Consider the following 18,852-nt stretch of genomic DNA (forward strand, 5'->3'; position numbering starts at 1 on the left):
CGAACGACGCTATTGCCGCCTTGTATTCCTCATTCCCACTCGATTGTGCCGGGCGGCTTCGAGGTGACGTCATAGACCACGCGGTTGATGCCGCGCACCTCGTTGATGATGCGGGTGGCGGCGCGGCCGAGGAATTCCATGTCGTAGTGGTAAAAATCGGCGGTCATGCCGTCGACTGAGGTGACGGCGCGCAGCGCGCAGACGAATTCATAGGTGCGCCCGTCGCCCATGACGCCGACGGTCTGGACCGGGAGCAGCACGGCGAAGGCCTGCCAGATGGCGTCGTAGAGGCCGGCTTTGCGGATTTCGTCGAGATAGATCGCATCGGCCTCGCGCAGGATCTCCAGCTTTTCGCGGCTGATGCCGCCGGGGCAGCGGATGGCAAGGCCGGGGCCGGGGAAGGGGTGGCGGCCGATGAAGCTGTCGGGCAGGCCGAGTTCGCGGCCGAGCGCGCGCACCTCGTCCTTGAAGAGTTCGCGCAGCGGCTCGACGAGCTGCATCTTCATGCGCTCCGGCAGGCCGCCGACATTGTGGTGCGACTTGATCGTCACCGACGGGCCGCCAGTGAAGGAAACGCTTTCGATCACGTCGGGATAGAGCGTGCCCTGGCCGAGGAAATCGGCGCCGCCGAGTTTCTTTGCTTCTTCCTCGAAGGTTTCGATGAACAGCCGGCCGATGATCTTGCGCTTGGTTTCCGGGTCGCTGACGCCTTCGAGCTCGCCGATGAAGCGATCGGAGGCGTCGACGTGCAGCAGGTGCAGATTGTAGTGTTCGCGGAACATGGCGACGACGTTTGCCGCCTCGTCCTTGCGCATCAGGCCGTGGTCGACGAGGATGCAGGTCAGCTGGTCGCCGACCGCCTCGTGGATCAGCAGCGCGGCGACCGAACTGTCGACGCCACCGGAAAGGGCGCAGATGACGCGCTTGTCGCCTACCTGCTTGCGGATCTCGTCGACCGCCTTCTGGCGATAGGCCGACATCGACCAGTCGCCCTTGATGCCGGCGATGTTGTGAATGAAGTTGCCGATCAGCTTGGCGCCGTCGGGCGTATGCACGACCTCGGGGTGGAACTGCACGCCGTAATATTTGCGCTTCTCGTCGGCGATGAAGGCATAGGGCGCGTTGGAGGAGGTGGCGACCACCTCGAAACCATCGGGCAGCGCCGTGACGCGATCGCCGTGGCTCATCCAGACCTGATGGCGCGAGCCGGAGGACCACAGGCCCTCGAACAGCTGGCAGTCCTTGTCGACATCGAGGAAGGCGCGGCCGAATTCGCGGTGATGGCCGCTTTCGACCTTGCCGCCGAGCTGCATGCACATCGTCTGCTGGCCATAGCATATGCCGAAGACCGGCAGGCCGCTGTCGAAGATGATCTGAGGCGCCCGCGGCGATCCCTCGTCCACCGTCGAAGCCGGGCTGCCGGACAGGATCACGGCCTTCGGCTGGAGGCGCTTGAAGCCCTCTTCGGCCGATTGGAAGGGAACGATTTCGCAATAGACGCCGGCCTCGCGCACGCGTCGTGCGATGAGCTGGGTCACCTGGCTGCCGAAATCGACGATGAGAACGGAGTCGGGATGTGCTGTCTGGGTCATGTCGAGGCTTTAATGAAAAGCGCTTCGCCTGGCAATCCGGGAAATCGGCGGCATCCGGTTTTTATTGTTCCGATTGTCCCCGCGTCCGATAAGACGCGCAGCACTTTGCCCGCTTAGAACCAGAAAACCCCGTCTTCCAGCGCCGTAAACAGGCTGTCGACGCCGTAGGAGAGCTTGCGGTCGACGATATGCAGATATTCGGTCCAGCCGGAGATGTGCTGCAGCTCGACAGCGCCGTCGGAAATGCCGCGCAGGCCGATCAGCGGCAGCTTGTAGCCCTGGCAGGCGCGCAGCACCGCATAGGTCTCCATATCGACCATGTCGGCGTCGATGTCGGTATAGGCAGCACCCGAGATGACATTGCCGCCCGTGGAAAGGCTTGCCTCGGCAATGCCGGGAATGCGCAGCGGCAGCTCGAGCGTCGCCGGCAGGTCGAGGAAGGGAGTCCTGCCCTTTTCGAAGCCGAGCGCCGAGGCGTCCATGTCGCGGTAGGAAACCGAGGTTACCTGATAGATTTCGGTCTGTTCCAGTTTCGCCGAGCCGGCCGAGCCGAGGGAAACAACGAGATCAGGCAGCTCGTCGGCGGCATCGAGCCGCGCCAGCGTCTTGGTCAGCGCGACCGCCGCCTCGACCGGGCCGACGCCGGTCATCAAGGGTTCGATGCGCGAACGCAGGAAGGGGCCGTATTCGGCCTCCGCCGCCATGACGAACAGCATGGATTTTCCCGCGACCGATTTCAGTTCGAACTTCATCCCGTAATTCCTTCTCTGCCGCGGATGACCATCATCGTTCCGGTCATGGAGGCGATAAGTTTCGCCGGCCCGTCGCTGATCGCGTAGCCTCGCCCGTCGGCGACGATGATGGTGGAGCCCGGCTTGGTGATTTCGCCGCGAAACAGGAAGCGCTCGCCGCGTCCCGGCGACATGAGATTGACCTTGAATTCGATCGTCAGGATCGAGGCTTCGGGGTCGATGACGCTGTAGGCGGCAAAGCCGCAGGCCGAATCGAGCGCGGCGGAAATGATGCCGGCGTGCAGGATGCCGTGCTGCTGCGTCAGCTTGATGTCGAAGGGAAGCTCGATTTCGACGACGCCATGCTCGACGCGCGTCAGCTCCGCGCCGATCGTCTGCATCGCCGCCTGGCGCGCAAAGTTGCGGCGGATTCGCGCGCGGAAATCGCCCCTGTCAGTCTCGCTCATGGCTACCCCTCTCGAAGCCGGGAAAGTGGCATGGCGGGCCGGATTCGACAAGCTGGACATTGCTGAAATCGATCCGGACGGCGATGGAAACGTTAAGGCGTGTCGCCAGCGCAACCCTTCGCCATGCTATTGCCCCGCATGCCCTGCGAAGACGATTGCAGCTTCGCGCTCAGCGGGTATTCTCCGGCATCCTATCTCGAAATTGAGGGAGCGCCGGCGCCATGACGACGATATCGCAATCGGTTCGGAATTTCGAGACCTGGCTGGCCGGCGAGCTTGGCGGCGATCTCGTCAAGGACGATCTTAAGGAAAAGCACGGGAAGATGCGCAGCGACGATTTCGGCTTCCTGCGTGCCACCTATTGGCGCTGGTGCGAGGTCATCCTCGATGTCTGCCCGGAGCTCGGCCGCGCGCCCGAAGTGCTGGCGATCGGCGATACGCATCTGGAGAATTTCGGCACCTGGCGCGATAGCGAGGGCAGGCTCGTCTGGGGCGTCAATGATTTCGACGATGCGGCGGTCATGCCCTATGCGCTGGATCTCGTTCGCCTTGCGGCAAGCGCCATCCTGGCGCGCAACGGCAACGGTCCCTCGGTTCGGATGATCGGCGAGCTGATCCTCGGCGGTTATCGCAGAGGCCTTGAAAATCCGCTGCCGGTCATCCTCGAACGCGATCACAAATGGCTGCGCAAGGCGCTGATGCTGCCGAATTCCGAACGCCGGGAATTCTGGGAAAAATACGAGATGCTGCCTGCAGGCAAGAAGAAGGCGCCGTCAGCCTATACCGAGGCGCTTGCGGGCGCATTGCCGCCCGGGGCAGGCTCCTTCACGGCCAAGCTGCGCAGCGCCGGTACCGGCAGCCTCGGCCGCCCGCGTTTCGTCGCCTATGCCGAATGGCAGGGCGGGCCGGTCTTGCGCGAGGCGAAGGCGCTGGTGCGGTCGGCCTGGTCGCTTCACCACAGGCCGCTTGATGTGGCGATCCGTGCGGGCGAAATCGCCGCCGGGCGGGCGCGCTCGGCCGATCCTCATTATCGCGTCTGCGGCCGCATCCTCGTGCGCCGGCTTTCGCCAAACAGCCGCAAGATCGAGATCGACAAGCATGCGGAGATCCTGCTTTCGCCGACAATGCTCGAATTGATGGGCTTCGAGATCGCCAATTGCCATTCCGATGATGCGGCGGCCGCCGCAGCGATCCTGCAGGATTTGCAGGCCCGGGGACCCGAATGGCTGCATGAGGCGGCAAGAGCCGCGGCATCGAGCGTCAGCGCCGAGCAGAAGGCCTATGCGCGCGCCCGCTGAGAGACCCGGACGATGTGCTGATCCCAGGCGACATCGCTGCGCCTCGACAGGAAATCGCCGTCATAGGAGGAGACGGCAAAGCCCTCTCTTGCCGGCGCGATGCCGGCGGCCTCCGGAACGGCGCTCTCGGCCAGCACCTTGCCCGTTTTTGCGTCGATGGTCACCGAGGCGCCGCCTTTCGGCGAGGTGATGCCGACGAGACCTTCGCTGCGGTTGACGGCGATCGCCCCGACATAATTGGCGAGCCTGCGCGTCGTCTCCTCCGGCAGCGCGACGAAGGAAAGATCCTCCCCCTTGGCGAAATGGCCGACGAGCGGCGGCAGGTCCTTGCGGCGGCCTTCGTACTGGCAGGCGAACCAGATGCGGCCCTTATCGTCGAGGTCGACATGGCGGGTCGACAGCTGCGACCATTCGGCCGGCAGCACGTGTTTTTCGGTCAACGCGCCGGTTGCCGCATCGATCAGCGCCAGCGACGGCTGCATCGCCCCGAGATTGAGCTTGGTGCGGCCGAAATCCGGATGCGTCTCGATGCCGCCATTGGCGACGATGAGAAGGCGGCCGTCATCGGAAACCGTCATATCGTGCGGACCGATGCCATAGGTTTCGTATTCGCCGATGCGAGTGAAGCGATCGGTTGCGTCGTAGAGACCGATCATGCCGCGATTGCCGTCGAAATCATTCTCGCTGGCGTAGAGGATCCGGCCATCGGGCGAGAAGGCGCCGTGCCCGTAGAAATGGCGGTCGTCCCTGGAACTGATGACGATCGGCTCGCCCTTATCGCGTGGATCGAAGATCATCGCATAGGTGCCCGGCCGGCGCGCGAAGGCGACGGTCTTGCCGGTGACGGCGCTGAAGGCCATGCCGTGGGCGCGGGCGGGAAGCGCCACCTGATCGATGATCTCGCCGCGCTCGGTCACGGTCGCGATGGCAAAGGAACCGTTTGCCGTGCGAATGCCCGAGGCATAGACCGCATCGGCCCGTTCGAGCGCCATCAGCGACCTTGGCGCCAAGCTCGCCAGGAAGCCGATTCCTGCCGCTTTGACGAAACTGCGTCGGTTGATCGGGGCGCTTTGCATCATCGCTTCAGTCTCCGTCGGAAAAGGAAAAGCCGGCCGAAAGGCCGATGGCCGCGCCATATTCGTCGCTGATCCGGGTGATCAGATCACGGCTTTCGGCCAAAAGCGTGTCGAGCTTGGCCTTCTCGGCATCGCTGACGGCGGCGTCGATGTCGGGATTGAGCTTCGGCACGCTGTCGAGCAGCGATTTGAAGTCCTCGTCGATCGAGGCGGCGATCGCCTTTTTGTCCGGCGGCAGGAGCTCGGCCATGCCGGCCTTCTGCCACAGCGTGCGCAGGCCGTCGATGTTGGCCGCCATCGATTTCCAGGTGTTCTTGGAGCGCCAGTAGATCGCCATGCGCGGACGCGGCGAGGTGTCCTTGCCCTTGTAGAACTGCTCCAGCCGCTGATCGCGGACATTCTCGGCGCCATGGACGAGAATGCCGAGCAGCGCGGTCACCGCTTCCTTGTTGTCCATGAAATCATTGCTCTGCGGGCCGGGATGTTTCCAGCTCGCCTGCACCCCGTCCGGCTTTTCCCAGGCAGCGACGACTTCGCCGGCCTCACGCTGGATATTGCCGGCGACGGCGGCCCCGTATAGGCAGCGGAAGCCGCCCTTCTGCCCGACCAGATTTTCCGAGCCGTTGCCGTAAAGCACGTATTCCAGCGCCGTCAGGCCCTGCAGCGCCACGCTCTTGCCGGCGATCGCATCGACCGTCGCGTCCTTCGGATCGGCTTTGGCGATCAGCGCCTGCACCTGCTTCAGGCCGACGCCCTTGCGGTCGGGATAAAACAGGATGTGCTCGAAGAGATTGTCCTGGATGACGGGCCCGGTCTGCACGATCTCGATGATCGACCAGTAGCGGATCGTATCGTCGAAGGCCGATTTCGCCTTGTCGAGCGTCTGCTGCGTGCCGCCGTCGCAGAGATCCTTCATCGCCGTCGTCAGCCGGGCGGCCGATTGCTGCATGTTGCGATAGCCGGGGCGGATCACTTCGTCGACGGCGCGCTGCATGACGGCGGGAACGGCATCCTCGTTCAGCCCTGCCGGAGGAGCGGCGGTCTGGGCGGCGGCCGATGTGGCGAGGCCGATCAGAGTGAGGCAGAGCAGGGGGTGCCAAAGGCGCATCAAAGTGACTCCAGGAATGTAATCAGGGCCGCTCTGTCGTCTCTCGACAGGGCGGAGAAAGCGTTGCGGGCTTTTTCAGCTTCGCCGCCATGCCAGAGGATCGCCTCGGTGAGATCCCGCGCACGGCCGTCATGCAGGAAAAAGCTGTGTCCGCTGACAGTCCGGGTCAGTCCTATACCCCATAGCGGTGGCGTGCGCCATTCACGTCCGCTTGCAAGGCCGACCTGCTGCCCGTCGGCAAGCCCGTCACCCATATCGTGCAGAAGAAAGTCGGAATAGGGCCAGATCAACTGGAAGGATTGCGCCTTCTCGGACGAATCCCGGCGCGTGACGAATTTCGGCACATGGCAGGAAATGCAGCCGCTTTCGTAGAAAATCCGTTTGCCCTTCAGCGTCTCGGGGAAGCTCGCCTTGCGGCGCGCCGGAACGGCAAGATTTTCCGAATAGAAGGTCACGAGGTCGAGAATGGGCCCCGGCGCTTCTTCCGCGCCCAGCCGTTTCTGCACGCCGGTCGGCATTTCGAGGCATTTCTCCTCCGCCTTGGTGCAATCGCCATGCGCGTCGGGGTGGTCGGGCGTGGAGATGCCGATATCATTGGCGAAGGCGTCGGCATTCTGGTCGCGCACCGTGGCGTTCTGCGCCTTCCAGCCGAACCGGCCGAGCGCGATCTCGCCGCTGCGATGATCGCGGACGATCGCCGCCTTGCCGGAAATGCCGTCGCCATCGGCATCGTCAGGGTCGGCACGGGCAAGGATATCGGCCTCGGGGATCGCCTCGATCAGCCCGAGGCCGATCATGGCGGGGGCGACACGCGCCGAGATCGTCGTCGCGGCATCGAGCGGTCCGTAGGCAAGGTTGGTCGCCGCATAATGCGGCCGGCGCAGCGACATGGTCTCGCCGTCGCCAAGTGTCGCCGCCTCCTCATCATAGCGGATCGCCATCCGGCCCTCGGCGGCAAGGCCGGGAACGGCAAGATCCTGCAGCTGATGGCCATAGACCGAATCGGGGAAATTAAGGATATCAGCGCCCGCGATCGCCTTTTCCTCTTCCGGCGTCCTGGCTGCGCGGGAAAGCCGCAGGAACATGGAGACGGCGCTCGGACCGCCCTCCGGCGGTTTGCCCCGGCCGTCATTGACATGGCAGCTCATGCAGGAGCGGGCGTTGAAGAGCGGTCCGAGGCCATCGGAGGCCTGCGTCGAGGAGGGCGAGGAAACCCAGAGCTTGCGGAAGAGCGCATTGCCGAGCTTGAAATTCTGCTCGTCCTCGAAGGGGATATTGGCCGAAATATGCGAGAAGCTGTCTTCGGTGACCGGATCGATCGAGGTCGCGCCGCCCGCCTGCATCGCCTCATATTGTTCGGCCTTGGAAAAATCCCTGGTCGGCCGGGTGACGTCGGCGACGCGTTTCAGGTCGGCTTCGGAGAGGTCGGTGCGTTTCGCCGGGAGATCGAAACCGGCGGCAAGAGCCACAGGCGCGCCCGCAAGCGCGGCGAAGGCAGCGATGCGGAGGGGTAGGCGAAGTTTTACGAAGAGGCGATGATTCCGAGCGGCAAGCTCAGGGGTGCCGGCGCGCGCTTCCCTTTCCACTCCCTCATTCCTGTGCTCGTCACAGGAATCCAGTGCGCCCAAGTCCTTGGGCGCGGAAGACTCCCCCCTGACCAGGTCATTCACGGCGCGGACGCGCCGCGGCTGGATTCCTGAGGGCACAGGAATGAGGGAGACGATAAAGGGCATTTCAGAGTTCGGGCCGCCTCAAAAGCCGAAGCGGCCCGCCTTTTTGCTTATTTGAAGACGGCGTTAGGATTATCCAAGCTGTCGGAACCTTCAAGCTGAACCGTGCCGAGATCGAGTGCGGCAATAACGCGCTGGATCGACTTCGTCTGGTCGATCAGCCCGTCGATGGCGGCCTGGACGACGGCGTTGCCTTCCTTGTTGCCCTCACCGATCATCTGGTCGTACTTCTCGACCGTCTCGCCGCGCTTGGCCATGGCGTTCATCGCATCGAGCGTCTTGTGGAGCTTGCCTTCCATCTCGGCATCGAGCGCCTTGTCCTTGGCGGCCACGAGGTCGTGCAGCGAGGGGCCTGTGAGCTTGGTGCCGTCGACGCGGGTATAGTTGCCGGTATAGGCAGCGGCGATGCCGATCGCGTCGTTGAGATGCGAGTTGTAGGTATTGTCGGAGAAGCAATCATGCTCTTCCTCAGGATCGTGCAGCAGCAGGCCGAGCTTCATGCGCTCGCCGGCAAGCTCGCCGTAGGAGAGCGAACCCATGCCCGTCAGGATCGCGACGAGGCCGGCCTTCGGATCGGCTTCGACGTTCTTCGTCGCAGCCCCGTCCGGCTTCCAGTTGTCGGTCATTTCCTGCAGGTCGGAAACCAGCAGCGTGGAGGCGGACTTCAGATATTCGGCGCGGCGGTCGCAATTGCCGTGCGTGCAGTTCTTCAGGTCGTAATCGGTGGCCGGGCGGTTGCCGGCGCCCGGTCCGGTGCCGTTCAGATCCTGGCCCCAGAGCAGGAATTCGATGGCGTGGTAGCCGGTGGCGACATTGGCTTCGATGCCGCCGGCTTCCGCAAGCGTGCCGGAGAGGAATTCCGGCGTCAGCTTCGAGGCGTCGACATCCTTGCCGTCGATCTTGATCGTCTTGTTGGCAATGACATTGGCGACATAGAGGGAGCTTTCGTCGCTCTCGGTGCCGTAGGAGGGATCGACATAGTCGATCAGGCCTTCATCGAGCGGCCACGCGTTGACCTTGCCTTCCCACTCGTCGACAACAGGATTGCCGAAGCGATAGACTTCCGTCTGCTGGTAGGGGACGCGGGCCTTGATCCAGGCCTCCCGGGCCGCCTTGAGCGTCGCATCGCTCGGCGCCTTCAGAAAGGCGTCGATCGCGGCATCGAGCGCCTTTGCCGTCGTCAGCGAGTCTTCGTATTTCGCATGCGCCACATCGGCATAATGTTTCACCACGGCTGCCGCATCGGTCGCGGCATGCGCGGGAAGGGCGAACAGGGCTGCGGGGGCGATCGCCAGCACGGCTGCGCGGAGTTTGTTGAGCTTCATGATCCTCTCCTGTGACGGATCTTCCGTCGAGCGCATCGGCCCGAAATCGGAATCGATTTCGGAAAGCACGATGCGCCAATCCAAAAAATGTTACAGCGTCCTTTGCGCGTCTGATAAGACGCGCGGCGCTGTAATCGGCTCCGTCTCTTCGCGCAAAAGTAAACTGGTGTCAAACGCTCTAGTTTGGAATGATTTTAAGATAAGCGATTGCTGCAAAATCGGCTTTTTGCAGCACGTTTGCCTGAAAAACAGCCTGTGTACGAGGGCGGCCGCGTCAGCCCTTGCGCTGCATACGGCAGAAGAAGAAGCCGTCCGTGTCGGTGGAAGCAGGCGTCAGCGTCACCGTCAAGCCGTCGGAGGAATGCGGACGCGGCGCATCTCTTCCAAAGAGCGCGTCCCAGGCGGGCAAGGCGCCGACAATCTGGAAATCAGGATTGTCAGCCGCGAAGCGGCGCACCTGTTCCTCGTTTTCCTGAGGCAGAACCGAGCAGGTGACATAGATCAGCTCGCCGCCCGGCTTGACGAAGCCGCCCGCCTGCGCCAGCGCGTCCTGTTGCTGGGCGGTGCGCTCGTCGAGGTTCTTCGCCGTCAGCCGCCACTTCGTATCGGGGCGGCGGCGCCATGTGCCGGTGCCGGTGCAGGGCGCGTCGACGAGCACCTTGTCGCAGCGCCCGGCAAGGCCGGAAAGGCCCCTGGCGTCATCGTGCACCTGGACATTGCGCGTGCCCGCCCGCTTCAGCCGTTCGATGATCGGCGCCAGCCGTTTGCGGTCGGCGTCGTAGGCGTGAACCTGTCCCTTGTTCTGCATGGCGGCCGCCATGGCGAGCGTCTTGCCGCCGCCGCCGGCGCAATAGTCGAGAATCTGTTCGCCGTCTTTGGCGAGCACCAGATCGGCGACGATCTGCGAACCCTCGTCCTGAACTTCGAACCAGCCTTTCTGGAACGAAAGCTCGGCTGTCACGTTGGGAAGGCGCGAGGCGCCCTCGCCGGCAGCAATCCGGATGCCGTAGCGGGCGATCTTCGCAGCATGTGCCCCGGCGCGTTCGAGCGCCTTGACGGCCTTGTCGCGGGAGGCCTTCAGGATATTGGCGCGCAGATCGAGTGTCGGGCGCGCCGCGAGCGCCTGCGCCTCGGCGAGCCAGCCGGCGCCGAAGGCCCGTTCGAAGGAGGGTTGGATCCATTCGGGAATATCGCCGCGGATATGTGGCGGCGCGTCGTCGAGCGAGCGGCTTGCAAAGGCGGCGACGGCGTCTGCCGAAAGCGGCGGCGGTGCAAATTTGTCGTCCGCCAGTTCGGCGGCGAGGCGATCGGGCGTGAAGCCCCATTGGCGGAACATGACGGCGTGGGCGATGGCTGCAGCGCTGTCGTCATCCATCAGCCAGGCATGGGAAAGCCGCATGCGCAAGGCGTCGTAGACGATGTTGCCGATCGCTGCACGATCGCCGGAACCGGCAAAGCGGTGCGCGAGGCCCCAGTCCTTGAGCGCGTCGGCGACGGGCCGCTTGCGGGCATCGATATCCGCGAGCACAGAAATCGCCCCTTCGAGGCGGCCGCCCAGACGCATTCACATATCTCCTGTTGCCATGACGTGTGAACGATCCGCGCACAGGCCGGGCGGATTGTTTACAAGTTTCAACCGCGTGGTAACCGCGATTGGCGGCAAGAGCAAGCGCCGGTCAGGGCGCAGCCGGTTGTACGGCGCTGTCAGCCTTAGCTGATCACTTCGGCTGTCAGCCTTAGCTGATCACCTCGAGTGTCAGCCTTAGCTGATCACCTGGTAGCAGACCTTCGCGGTGCCGGAGCTCACCATGCCGATATTCTGTGCGGCGGCGCGCGACAGATCGAGGACGCGTCCACGAATGAACGGTCCGCGATCATTGATGCGGACGACGACGGTGCGGCCATTGTTGCGGTTGGTGACCTTCACCTTGGTGCCGAACTTGAGCGAACGATGTGCGGCAGTCAAGATGGCGGGGTTCATACGTTCCCCGGAAGCAGTTTTGGAGCGAAGCGCGTACCATGAAGCACCGCCGCAGCCATTGCCAGCAAAACTCTCCGCCGGAAGCATGGAAGAGCAGGCTGCAATAGTTACGGCAGCGATAATAGAACGACGTATGTTCTTCAAAACAGAGTATCCCTCAACTATTGAACTCACGCCCTTGCAGGCGGCGGGGCTTAAATCTGTTAAAAAGTGGCGAAAAAGTGCCGCGTCAGTTCACGGAATGTTACAGACTGAAATATTTGTGAGCGCATTGATATAATGACGGAAATCGCTGACATCAGCCATGTGTGGCAAAAACATAATGAAATCAGTTAAAATACGAATGAATTTTCCGGAGCGGCGGTCGCCGTTCCGTCGTTCACAAAAATCGCGAAAATTTTTTTCTGGCTTCGCCATATTTATTGCCACATTTGGGCAAATTCAAAGGCCGTTAACCATAATATAAGGCGAAATTTTCCCGCCCGATGATGGAAAGTAGGAATTTCCTACTCCTTTTGGGTGAGCGCACGAGCCGCCGGCGCTAGAGCCTTTCCTGGTTAGATTGAGGCATTCTGCCGGAGCAGATTTTCGTCAGGGCAGAGGCGATTGGCGATGGGCATACCCCAAGGTACGTCCGAGCCAATCGCCTCTGATCCTGGCGAAAAGATGCCCGGCCCACCGGCCGCACCGCTCCGCTATGGCGAAGCGATAAGTGCGTCCGGCGCTTTTGAACCTTGCAGATTTGCCTGGCAAATCTGCGGGAGGGTGGGCTGAAACGGGCCGGCTGATCGACCGGCCGGCTTGGCCGTAGAGCTGGGCTACGACGCGCGCCGGCCGGTCGACCATCCGACTCCGTTTGAGCCAACAGAATGCTTCAATCTAACCAGGAAAGGCTCTAGCCGCGCCAGCGTCCGTCCTGCCACAATTGCGCAAGCGACATCGGGTAGGTCGGGAAAGAGAATTCGAAGCCCGCCTTCTTGAGTTTCGCGTTCGAAACGCGCTTGTTCTCACCGTAGAAGGTGCGTGCCATCGGCGTCAGTTCTGCGGTTTCGAACGCCTGTTCCGGCGGCGGTTCGACGCCCATCAGGCGTGCCGCCTCAACAATCACATCCTGCGGCGGGCCGGGCCGGTCGTCGGTGACATTATAGATGCCGCCGAGACCGCGTTCGGACAGGAAGCGGGTCGCCGCACCAATATCTTCGACGCGGATGCGGTTGAAAACCTGGTCCTTCTTGATCAGGCGTCGCGCCGTGCCCTTGTCGAGATTGCAGAAGGCGTTGCGCCCCGGCCCGTAAATGCCGGAAAGACGCAGCACCGCCGCCGGCACACCGCGCTCCCGGCCCATCGCCAGCCAGCCCTGTTCGGCCTCGAGCCGCTCTTTTGATCGTCCGGAAACGGGCACGCAGGGCGTTTCCTCGCTCACCCACGCGCCCCTGTGATCGCCATAGACGCCGACCGTCGAGAGATAGCCGATCCATTCGAGCCGGGGCAGGAGACGGGCGCTGTCTTCGCCCAACAGTCGCAGCAGCGGGTCGGCCTTTCCGGGCGCGATCGACTGCACGAGATGGGTGACGCTCTCCAGCGCGCGGCCTAAGTCCTCGTCCATGGTCTCGCCGTCGAACAGGAACGCGTCGATGCCGCCCGCGCGCAACCCCTCCATCTTGTCGGCCGAGCGCGTGGTTCCGGACACGCGCCCATCCTGGCCCGCGAAGGCCTTTGCGATCGCCGTGCCGGAATAGCCGCAGCCAAAGATCATCACATGCATCGGTCCACTCCTGCCAGCCGCCATTCGGTCAATACGTCGTCGTCGCGCTCATCGACCCTTTGTGCGGCAAAGGCCGAGAATTCGCCAGCCTCCATCAGTCGGGAAAGGGCCCAGACCGCCATGCCGCGCACCACCGGCGAGGGATCGCCGGCGAGAAGGCGGCATTGTGCGATGAGCGCCATCTCGCCGGAATTGCCGGCGGCGATCAGCACGTTGCGGATGAAGCGGTCGCGGCCGATCCGCTTCACCGGCGAGCCGCTGAAGAAGGTACGGAAGGCGGCATCGTCGAGCGTCAGCAGAAAGCTGATCGACGGTTCCCGCAGATCTTCCCGCGCCTTCAGTTTCATTTCGGCGCCGGAGATCGCGAACTTGTTCCAGGGACAGGCGGCAAGACAGTCGTCGCAGCCATAGATGCGATTGCCGATCAGCGGCCTGAGATCGGGGTCGATCGGCCCCTTATGCTCGATGGTGAGATAGGAGATGCAGCGCCGCGCGTCGATCTGATAGGGCGCCGGGAAGGCAGCCGTCGGACAGATGTCAAGGCAGGCGCGGCAGGAGCCGCAATGATCGGCCTCCGCCGCGTCGACGGCAAGATCGGCCGTGGTGAACATGCTGCCGAGAAACAGCCAGGACCCATGCGTGCGGCTGACGAGATTGGTATGTTTGCCCTGCCAGCCGAGGCCGGCGGCCGCCGCCAGCGGTTTTTCCATAACCGGCGCGGTATCGACGAACACTTTCACGTCGGCGCCGGCCCGCGCCGCAAAACGCGTGGCGATCTCCTTCAGCCTGCCCTTGATGATGTCGTGATAATCGCGGTTGCGGGCATAGACGGAGATTGCCGCCTTGTCCGGCTTGCCGAGGATGCCGCGCGGATCTTCCTCCGGGGCGTAGTTGAGGCCGAAGACGACGACGGACCGGACCTCGCTCCAGAGCGTCAGCGGATCACCGCGCCGCTCGCGCGTCTCCGCCATCCACTCCATCGTCCCGTGGCGCCCGGCATCGATGAACTGGCCGAGGCGCTCTTTCGCTTCAGGGATGGCGTCCGGGCGGGTGATGCGGCAGAGATCGAAGCCCTTGGCGGCGGATTCCGCCCGGACGAACTCGGTCAAATTGTCGCGGCGGCGGCGCTCTTTGTCATCATTTTCGGGCATGAAAAGCCCTCGTCAGAAATCCAGATCGGCATAGTGCGAAACCGGGGTCAGGCCGCGCACGCGCTCGGTCAGCATCGGCCGGAAGGAGGGGCGCGACTTCAGCCGCTGATACCATTCCTTGACGACAGGGGCGTCGGCCCAGTCGATTTCGCCGAGATAATCGAGGATCGAGATCGAGGCGGCGGCGGCGAGATCGGCATAGCTCATCCGTTCGCCCGCCAGCCATTGGCGCGACCCGGCGAGCCAGGTCAGATAACGCATATGCTGGCGGATATTCGCGCGGGCCGTGCGCAAAATCTTCGAATCCGGTGCTCCGCCGCCCTGATCGGCGGTCATCTGCAACTTGTAGACACGCTCGCGCGCGAGCGGCTTGGTCACGTCGTTTTCCATTTTCTGCATGAACCATTCGGCCAGCCGGCGAATTTCCGCCCGCTGGAAAGGGTCCTCGGCGAGCAGCCGCCGGTCGCGCTTCAACACGCCGTGCGTCTCGTCCAGATATTCGGAAATGACGCTCGCGCCGCAGAGCGCGCGCATGCTGTCGTCGACATAAACCGGCAGCGTGCCGGCCGGATTGAGCGCCAGGAAATCCCGGCGCTTCTCCCATGTCTGCTCCTCGATCAGATCCGCCTGATAGCCGTATTCCGCCAGGATCAGCCGGACGAAGCGAGATGCGGATGACATGGGATGATGATAAAGCGTGGGCATCGATACTCGGGCTTTATGATTGCTGTTACAGGACTGTGCGGCAGCTCGTTTATAGCGCCCTAGTCATGACTCATTGGTTGAAGCTATAGGAGCTTGGCCCGGCCAATACAAGCGAATCGGCTTTCACGCCATCTGACAAGGGACAAACAACCGTCTTGCGAATGAGGATAGATGCAGCGCCTGATCGGCTCAAGCGCTGTTCAAGTCCGACTGACCTTTAAACCGGAGACAATTTATGGATTATATCAATGCCGCCATTCTTGGGGTCGTCGAGGGGATCACCGAGTTTCTGCCGATCTCGAGCACCGGCCATCTCATCATTGTGGAGCAATGGCTTGGCCACCGGTCGGACATGTTCAACATCGTCATCCAGGCCGGCGCCATCCTCGCCGTGACCATCATTTACTGGCGCCGCCTGCTGGATCTGGTGCTGGGCTGGCGCGAGCCGGCGAACCGCGATTATGCCGCCAAGCTGATCGTCGCCTTTCTGATCACCGCAATCCTCGGCTTCGTCGTCAAGAGACTCGGCTACGAATTGCCGGAGACCGCGACGCCGATCGCCTGGGCGCTGATCATCGGCGGCATCTGGATGATTTTTGCCGAATGGGCCGCTGCCCGTAAGCCGCCTCATAAAGAGGTCACCTGGCTCGTCGCCATCCTGGTCGGCATCGCCCAGATCGTTGCCGGCGTCTTTCCGGGAACGTCACGCTCAGGCGCTACGATTTTCGTCGCCATGCTGGCCGGTACCGGCAATCGCGCCGCAGCGACCGAATTCGCCTTTCTCGTTGGCATCCCGACCATGTATGCGGCGAGCGGCTATGAACTGCTGAAGACCTTCAAGGACGGCGGCGCGGCAGGCGAAGACTGGACGGCGCTCGCCATCGCCTTCATCGTCTCGACGATCGTCGCCTTCATCGCCGTCAAATGGCTGCTCGCCTATATCAGGAGCAACCGTTTCACGCTGTTCGCCATCTACCGCATCATTCTCGGCGTGCTGCTGCTCGGCATGGCCGCAACCGGCCTGATCGCCTGAGCCATCTCCACCGCATTGCATTCGCGCATCTCCCAGGCGCGAATGCAATCGCCTGCCGGATGTCGCGAACTGAATTGAGCTCGGCAGGCGCAAACTTGCTGCTGGCAATATCTGAGAGTAGCGTCCGCTGCTTTTCAAGCGGGTAAGACGGGGCGGTCATTGGAAGCGTCCTGATTCAGACGCTCCGGCCGCTGTTTGTCTTTATGAGACCGGCGCCGAGGCCCGGCGCTTCGTCAATGGTTGATCGAGGCCGTCGAGCAAGGATCGACGCCGTAGGCCGGCGAGCAGCCGCCTTTTACCGCTGCGACCGAACCGGACGCGACGAAGGAGCCTGCAAGGATAACCAGCGCCGCACACGCAAACAGGAGCGCGATTGACTTGCCCATCGAGTATTGCCTTTCACAGTGATTTCCGCACGCTTTCGCAGGCGTCGAGTCCATTGGAGACGCGCGGGGTTTGGTAGTCAGTGGAATGGCAAATAGCAATAAACGTTCCTGCTAAATTTGGCGTTAATTCCACAAAATTTCCGCTGCGTCTTTTATGCAACTGCACTTGATGTGACCGGCACAACAACATTTCAAACTTGCGCCGGCTTTGCTTCAAACAAGCACGAAAAAACGCCGTCCGCGGGATGCGCGAACGGCGTTGCGTCGAAGGTTCGAATTGCTCAGGCGGCCTTGCCGGAGCCGGTATATTGGCCGTGCGGGCGATACTGCACCAGATAGGAATCGAGCACCGACGCCGGCATGGTGGGTGCGATGCCGAGACCCTGCAGGGTGCGGCCTTCCGCTTCGGCTTCTGCCGAAACAACGTTGTCGCGCTTGAGCAGGCGCACTTGGTCCGGCGTGATCGGCGGCGTCACGAAGGGGACCAGGGAAGCGATGCTGCCGATCAGCGACGCCACGCCGAAGGGCAGGGAGATGAACGAGTTCTTGCGGCTCGTGACCTTCAGCATCATCTCGAGACATTCGCGGAAGCTCAGCACCTCCGGCCCGCCAAGCTCATAGACCTTGCCGCCTGCGACCTTGCCGTCGACGGCGCGGGCGACGGCCTCGGCGACATCCTCGACATAAACAGGCTGGAATTTCGTCTTGCCGCCGCCGACCAGCGGCAGGACCGGCGACATGCGGGCCATGTCGGCAAACTTGTTGAAGAAGCTGTCTTCCGGCCCGAAGACGATCGAGGGACGGAAGATCACCGCATCGGGCTTGATGGAAAGGATGGCGGTTTCGGCCCGGCCCTTGGTGCGGCCATAGTCCGAATCGGAATTGGCATTGGCGCCGATCGCCGAAATATGGGCGAGGCTCGCACCGGCATTGCGCGCCGCCTCGGCGACCGCGCGGCCGCCGAACTCCTGCACGGCGTCGAAGGTATTGCGGCCGGTCTCGTGCAGAATGCCGACGCAGTTGACGACGTGGCTTGCACCGTCGACGGCGCGGTCGATCGAGTTGCGATAACGCAGGTTCGCCTGCACGACGGAGATCTGGCCGACATTGCCGAGCGGCTGCAGGAAACCGGCGAGATCCGGGCGGCGCACGGCGACACGGATGCGATAACCGCGCTTGGCCAGCGCCCCAACCACGTGCCTGCCCACGAAGCCGGACCCTCCGAACACGGTGACGAGCGGCGGCAGGTTGGCAAGGGTCATGGCAGGCTCCTCGAAAGGCTGTGCGGGATGCTGTATCGGCACCCGTCTTAGCCCAAACCCGGCGCGACGGAAAGGCCCATCGCACTGTCGGTTTTTGCGGATGCGAAGTCGCCTAACGCATCGCGCTTTCCCGAAAATCGGAATCGATTTTCGGAAAGCACGATGCTTGGATTCAAAGTGCTAGAGCGTCCTTTGTGCGTCCGAAAGGACGCACGGCGCTCTAGACGCCTTCGACGACGACCATTTCCGCATCCGCCGCTTCCTGGCGGATTTTGGCGGCGATCTGGTATTCCGGCGAATTATAGCAGTCGACGGCATGCTGCATCGAGGGGAATTCGATCACGACATTGCGAGCGCGCGCCTTGCCTTCGAGCTCGGTGATCGCGCCGCCGCGCGCCAGGAAATTCGCGCCGTATTTTTCGAAGGCGGGCTTGGCCGCCGCCACATAATCCTTGTAGCGCTCGGCATCGCGAACATCGACGCGGGCAATCCAATATCCCTTGGCCATGATCTTCTCCCTTTGGTTCTCGTCAGCGGTTTGCCGGCCAGAGCGCGCCCACCATTTCATTGAGGACGGCGCGGGCGGCCTCTCTGGGATCGGGCGCCTTGACGATCGGACGGGCAACGACGAGGTGGGTCGCCCCCGCCTTCAATGCGTCGAAAGGCGTCATCACCCGCTTCTGGTCGCCATGGTCGCTGCCGGTCGGGCGAATGCCGGGGGTGACGATTGCCATATCAGGGCCGACGATCTCGCGCACTTCGGCCGCCTCCGCCGCCGAGCAGACGATGCCGCCCATGCCGGCGGCACGCGCCTGTGCGGCGCGGCGCAGCACCAGGCTGTGCGGATCCTGGCTGTAGCCGGCCTCGGCAAGATCCTCGGCATCCATCGACGTCAGTACCGTCACGCCGAGCAGGCAGAGGCCGGAGCCGGCCGCAGCCTCGACCGCCGCCCGCATCGCTTTGGGATAGGCATGCAGCGTCAACATCGACATGCCCATCCTGGCGATGTTTTCGACGCCCGAGGCGACAGTGTTGTCGATGTCGAGCAGCTTCATGTCGAGAAAGATCTTCTTGCCGCTTGCGGCAAGGTCACGGGCGAATTCCAGCCCGCCGGCAAAGACCAGCTGATAGCCGATCTTGTAGAAGAGAATGTCGTCGCCGAGCGTGGAAACCAGTTTTTCCGCCTCACCGACCGTCGGAACATCAAGGCCGACGATCAACCGCTCGCGTGCGTCCATTGCA

The 18,852-nt window shown here is 62.9% G+C and carries 18 protein-coding genes; 2 read left to right on the plus strand and 16 right to left on the minus strand.

The annotated features are described in order from the left end of the window. Positions 1-29 precede the first annotated feature (29 nt). The 3 genes from guaA to CO655_RS23490 form a co-directional block, all read right to left on the minus strand. Positions 30-1,592: a glutamine-hydrolyzing GMP synthase gene (gene guaA, locus CO655_RS23480; RefSeq protein WP_038686329.1), complete on the minus strand. Its 1,563-nt coding sequence runs from the start codon at positions 1,590-1,592 to the stop codon at positions 30-32. A gap of 113 nt (positions 1,593-1,705) precedes the next feature. Continuing rightward, positions 1,706-2,344 (minus strand): 5'-methylthioadenosine/S-adenosylhomocysteine nucleosidase, encoded by a 639-nt coding sequence (locus tag CO655_RS23485; RefSeq protein WP_010028224.1) that lies wholly within the window; start codon positions 2,342-2,344, stop codon positions 1,706-1,708. Further along, positions 2,341-2,790: a PaaI family thioesterase gene (locus CO655_RS23490; RefSeq protein WP_010028223.1), complete on the minus strand. Its 450-nt coding sequence runs from the start codon at positions 2,788-2,790 to the stop codon at positions 2,341-2,343. Before CO655_RS23490 ends, CO655_RS23485 begins: the two co-directional genes overlap by 4 nt. A 221-nt stretch (positions 2,791-3,011) precedes the next feature. Here CO655_RS23490 and CO655_RS23495 point away from each other — a divergent pair, with 221 nt between their 5' ends. Further along, positions 3,012-4,088, plus strand: coding sequence for a DUF2252 family protein (locus tag CO655_RS23495; RefSeq protein WP_097666980.1), 1,077 nt, complete (start codon positions 3,012-3,014; stop codon positions 4,086-4,088). On the opposite strand, the gene CO655_RS23500 is transcribed toward CO655_RS23495, so the two are convergent. From CO655_RS23500 to CO655_RS23550, 9 genes are all read right to left on the minus strand, one after another. Continuing rightward, complete coding sequence (locus CO655_RS23500) at positions 4,070-5,167, minus strand: DUF1513 domain-containing protein (protein WP_097666982.1); 1,098 nt, start codon at positions 5,165-5,167, stop codon at positions 4,070-4,072. The genes CO655_RS23495 and CO655_RS23500 overlap by 19 nt on opposite strands. Before the next feature lie 4 nt (positions 5,168-5,171). Next, entirely contained in the window at positions 5,172-6,272 is a 1,101-nt protein-coding gene (locus CO655_RS23505; RefSeq protein WP_097579446.1) for an imelysin family protein, read from the minus strand. Beyond that, entirely contained in the window at positions 6,272-8,005 is a 1,734-nt protein-coding gene (locus CO655_RS23510; RefSeq protein ID WP_176539293.1) for a di-heme oxidoredictase family protein, read from the minus strand. The genes CO655_RS23505 and CO655_RS23510 overlap by 1 nt, the downstream gene beginning before the upstream one ends. Positions 8,006-8,052: 47 nt before the next feature. Beyond that, positions 8,053-9,327: an imelysin family protein gene (locus tag CO655_RS23515; protein WP_097667081.1), complete on the minus strand. Its 1,275-nt coding sequence runs from the start codon at positions 9,325-9,327 to the stop codon at positions 8,053-8,055. A gap of 274 nt (positions 9,328-9,601) precedes the next feature. Next, on the minus strand, positions 9,602-10,891 hold the full coding sequence (locus CO655_RS23520; protein ID WP_097666984.1) for an RsmB/NOP family class I SAM-dependent RNA methyltransferase: 1,290 nt from the start codon (positions 10,889-10,891) through the stop codon (positions 9,602-9,604). A gap of 198 nt (positions 10,892-11,089) precedes the next feature. Next, positions 11,090-11,452: a septal ring lytic transglycosylase RlpA family protein gene (locus CO655_RS23525; protein WP_010029847.1), complete on the minus strand. Its 363-nt coding sequence runs from the start codon at positions 11,450-11,452 to the stop codon at positions 11,090-11,092. A 751-nt stretch (positions 11,453-12,203) separates the two neighbouring features. Next, positions 12,204-13,073 carry an SDR family oxidoreductase gene (locus CO655_RS23540; protein ID WP_097666986.1) on the minus strand — a complete coding sequence of 290 codons (870 nt, stop codon included), beginning with the start codon at positions 13,071-13,073 and terminating at the stop codon, positions 12,204-12,206. Beyond that, positions 13,064-14,224 carry a tRNA epoxyqueuosine(34) reductase QueG gene (queG, locus tag CO655_RS23545; RefSeq protein WP_097666988.1) on the minus strand — a complete coding sequence of 387 codons (1,161 nt, stop codon included), beginning with the start codon at positions 14,222-14,224 and terminating at the stop codon, positions 13,064-13,066. Before queG ends, CO655_RS23540 begins: the two co-directional genes overlap by 10 nt. Before the next feature lie 12 nt (positions 14,225-14,236). Then, complete coding sequence (locus CO655_RS23550) at positions 14,237-14,929, minus strand: glutathione S-transferase family protein (protein WP_097579452.1); 693 nt, start codon at positions 14,927-14,929, stop codon at positions 14,237-14,239. A gap of 235 nt (positions 14,930-15,164) precedes the next feature. Between CO655_RS23550 and CO655_RS23555 the strand changes: the two genes are divergently transcribed. Further along, positions 15,165-15,962, plus strand: coding sequence for an undecaprenyl-diphosphate phosphatase (locus CO655_RS23555; protein ID WP_097606790.1), 798 nt, complete (start codon positions 15,165-15,167; stop codon positions 15,960-15,962). A 233-nt stretch (positions 15,963-16,195) separates the two neighbouring features. Here CO655_RS23555 and CO655_RS33935 read toward each other — a convergent pair whose 3' ends face one another. The 4 genes from CO655_RS33935 to pyrF form a co-directional block, all read right to left on the minus strand. After that, positions 16,196-16,348 carry a hypothetical protein gene (locus CO655_RS33935; RefSeq protein WP_096771293.1) on the minus strand — a complete coding sequence of 51 codons (153 nt, stop codon included), beginning with the start codon at positions 16,346-16,348 and terminating at the stop codon, positions 16,196-16,198. A 281-nt stretch (positions 16,349-16,629) separates the two neighbouring features. Beyond that, positions 16,630-17,610 (minus strand): complex I NDUFA9 subunit family protein, encoded by a 981-nt coding sequence (locus CO655_RS23565; protein WP_097666990.1) that lies wholly within the window; start codon positions 17,608-17,610, stop codon positions 16,630-16,632. 220 nt (positions 17,611-17,830) lie between these two features. Next, a complete protein-coding gene (locus CO655_RS23570; protein ID WP_097666992.1) occupies positions 17,831-18,118 on the minus strand; it encodes a DUF1330 domain-containing protein in 288 nt (95 codons plus the stop codon). Positions 18,119-18,140: 22 nt separating this feature from the next. Beyond that, positions 18,141-18,848 carry an orotidine-5'-phosphate decarboxylase gene (gene pyrF / locus CO655_RS23575; RefSeq protein ID WP_097606793.1) on the minus strand — a complete coding sequence of 236 codons (708 nt, stop codon included), beginning with the start codon at positions 18,846-18,848 and terminating at the stop codon, positions 18,141-18,143. Between the last annotated feature and the right edge of the window lie 4 nt (positions 18,849-18,852).

This window comes from Rhizobium sp. M1, assembly GCF_002531805.1.
Taxonomy (GTDB): Bacteria; Pseudomonadota; Alphaproteobacteria; order Rhizobiales; family Rhizobiaceae; genus Rhizobium; species Rhizobium etli_C.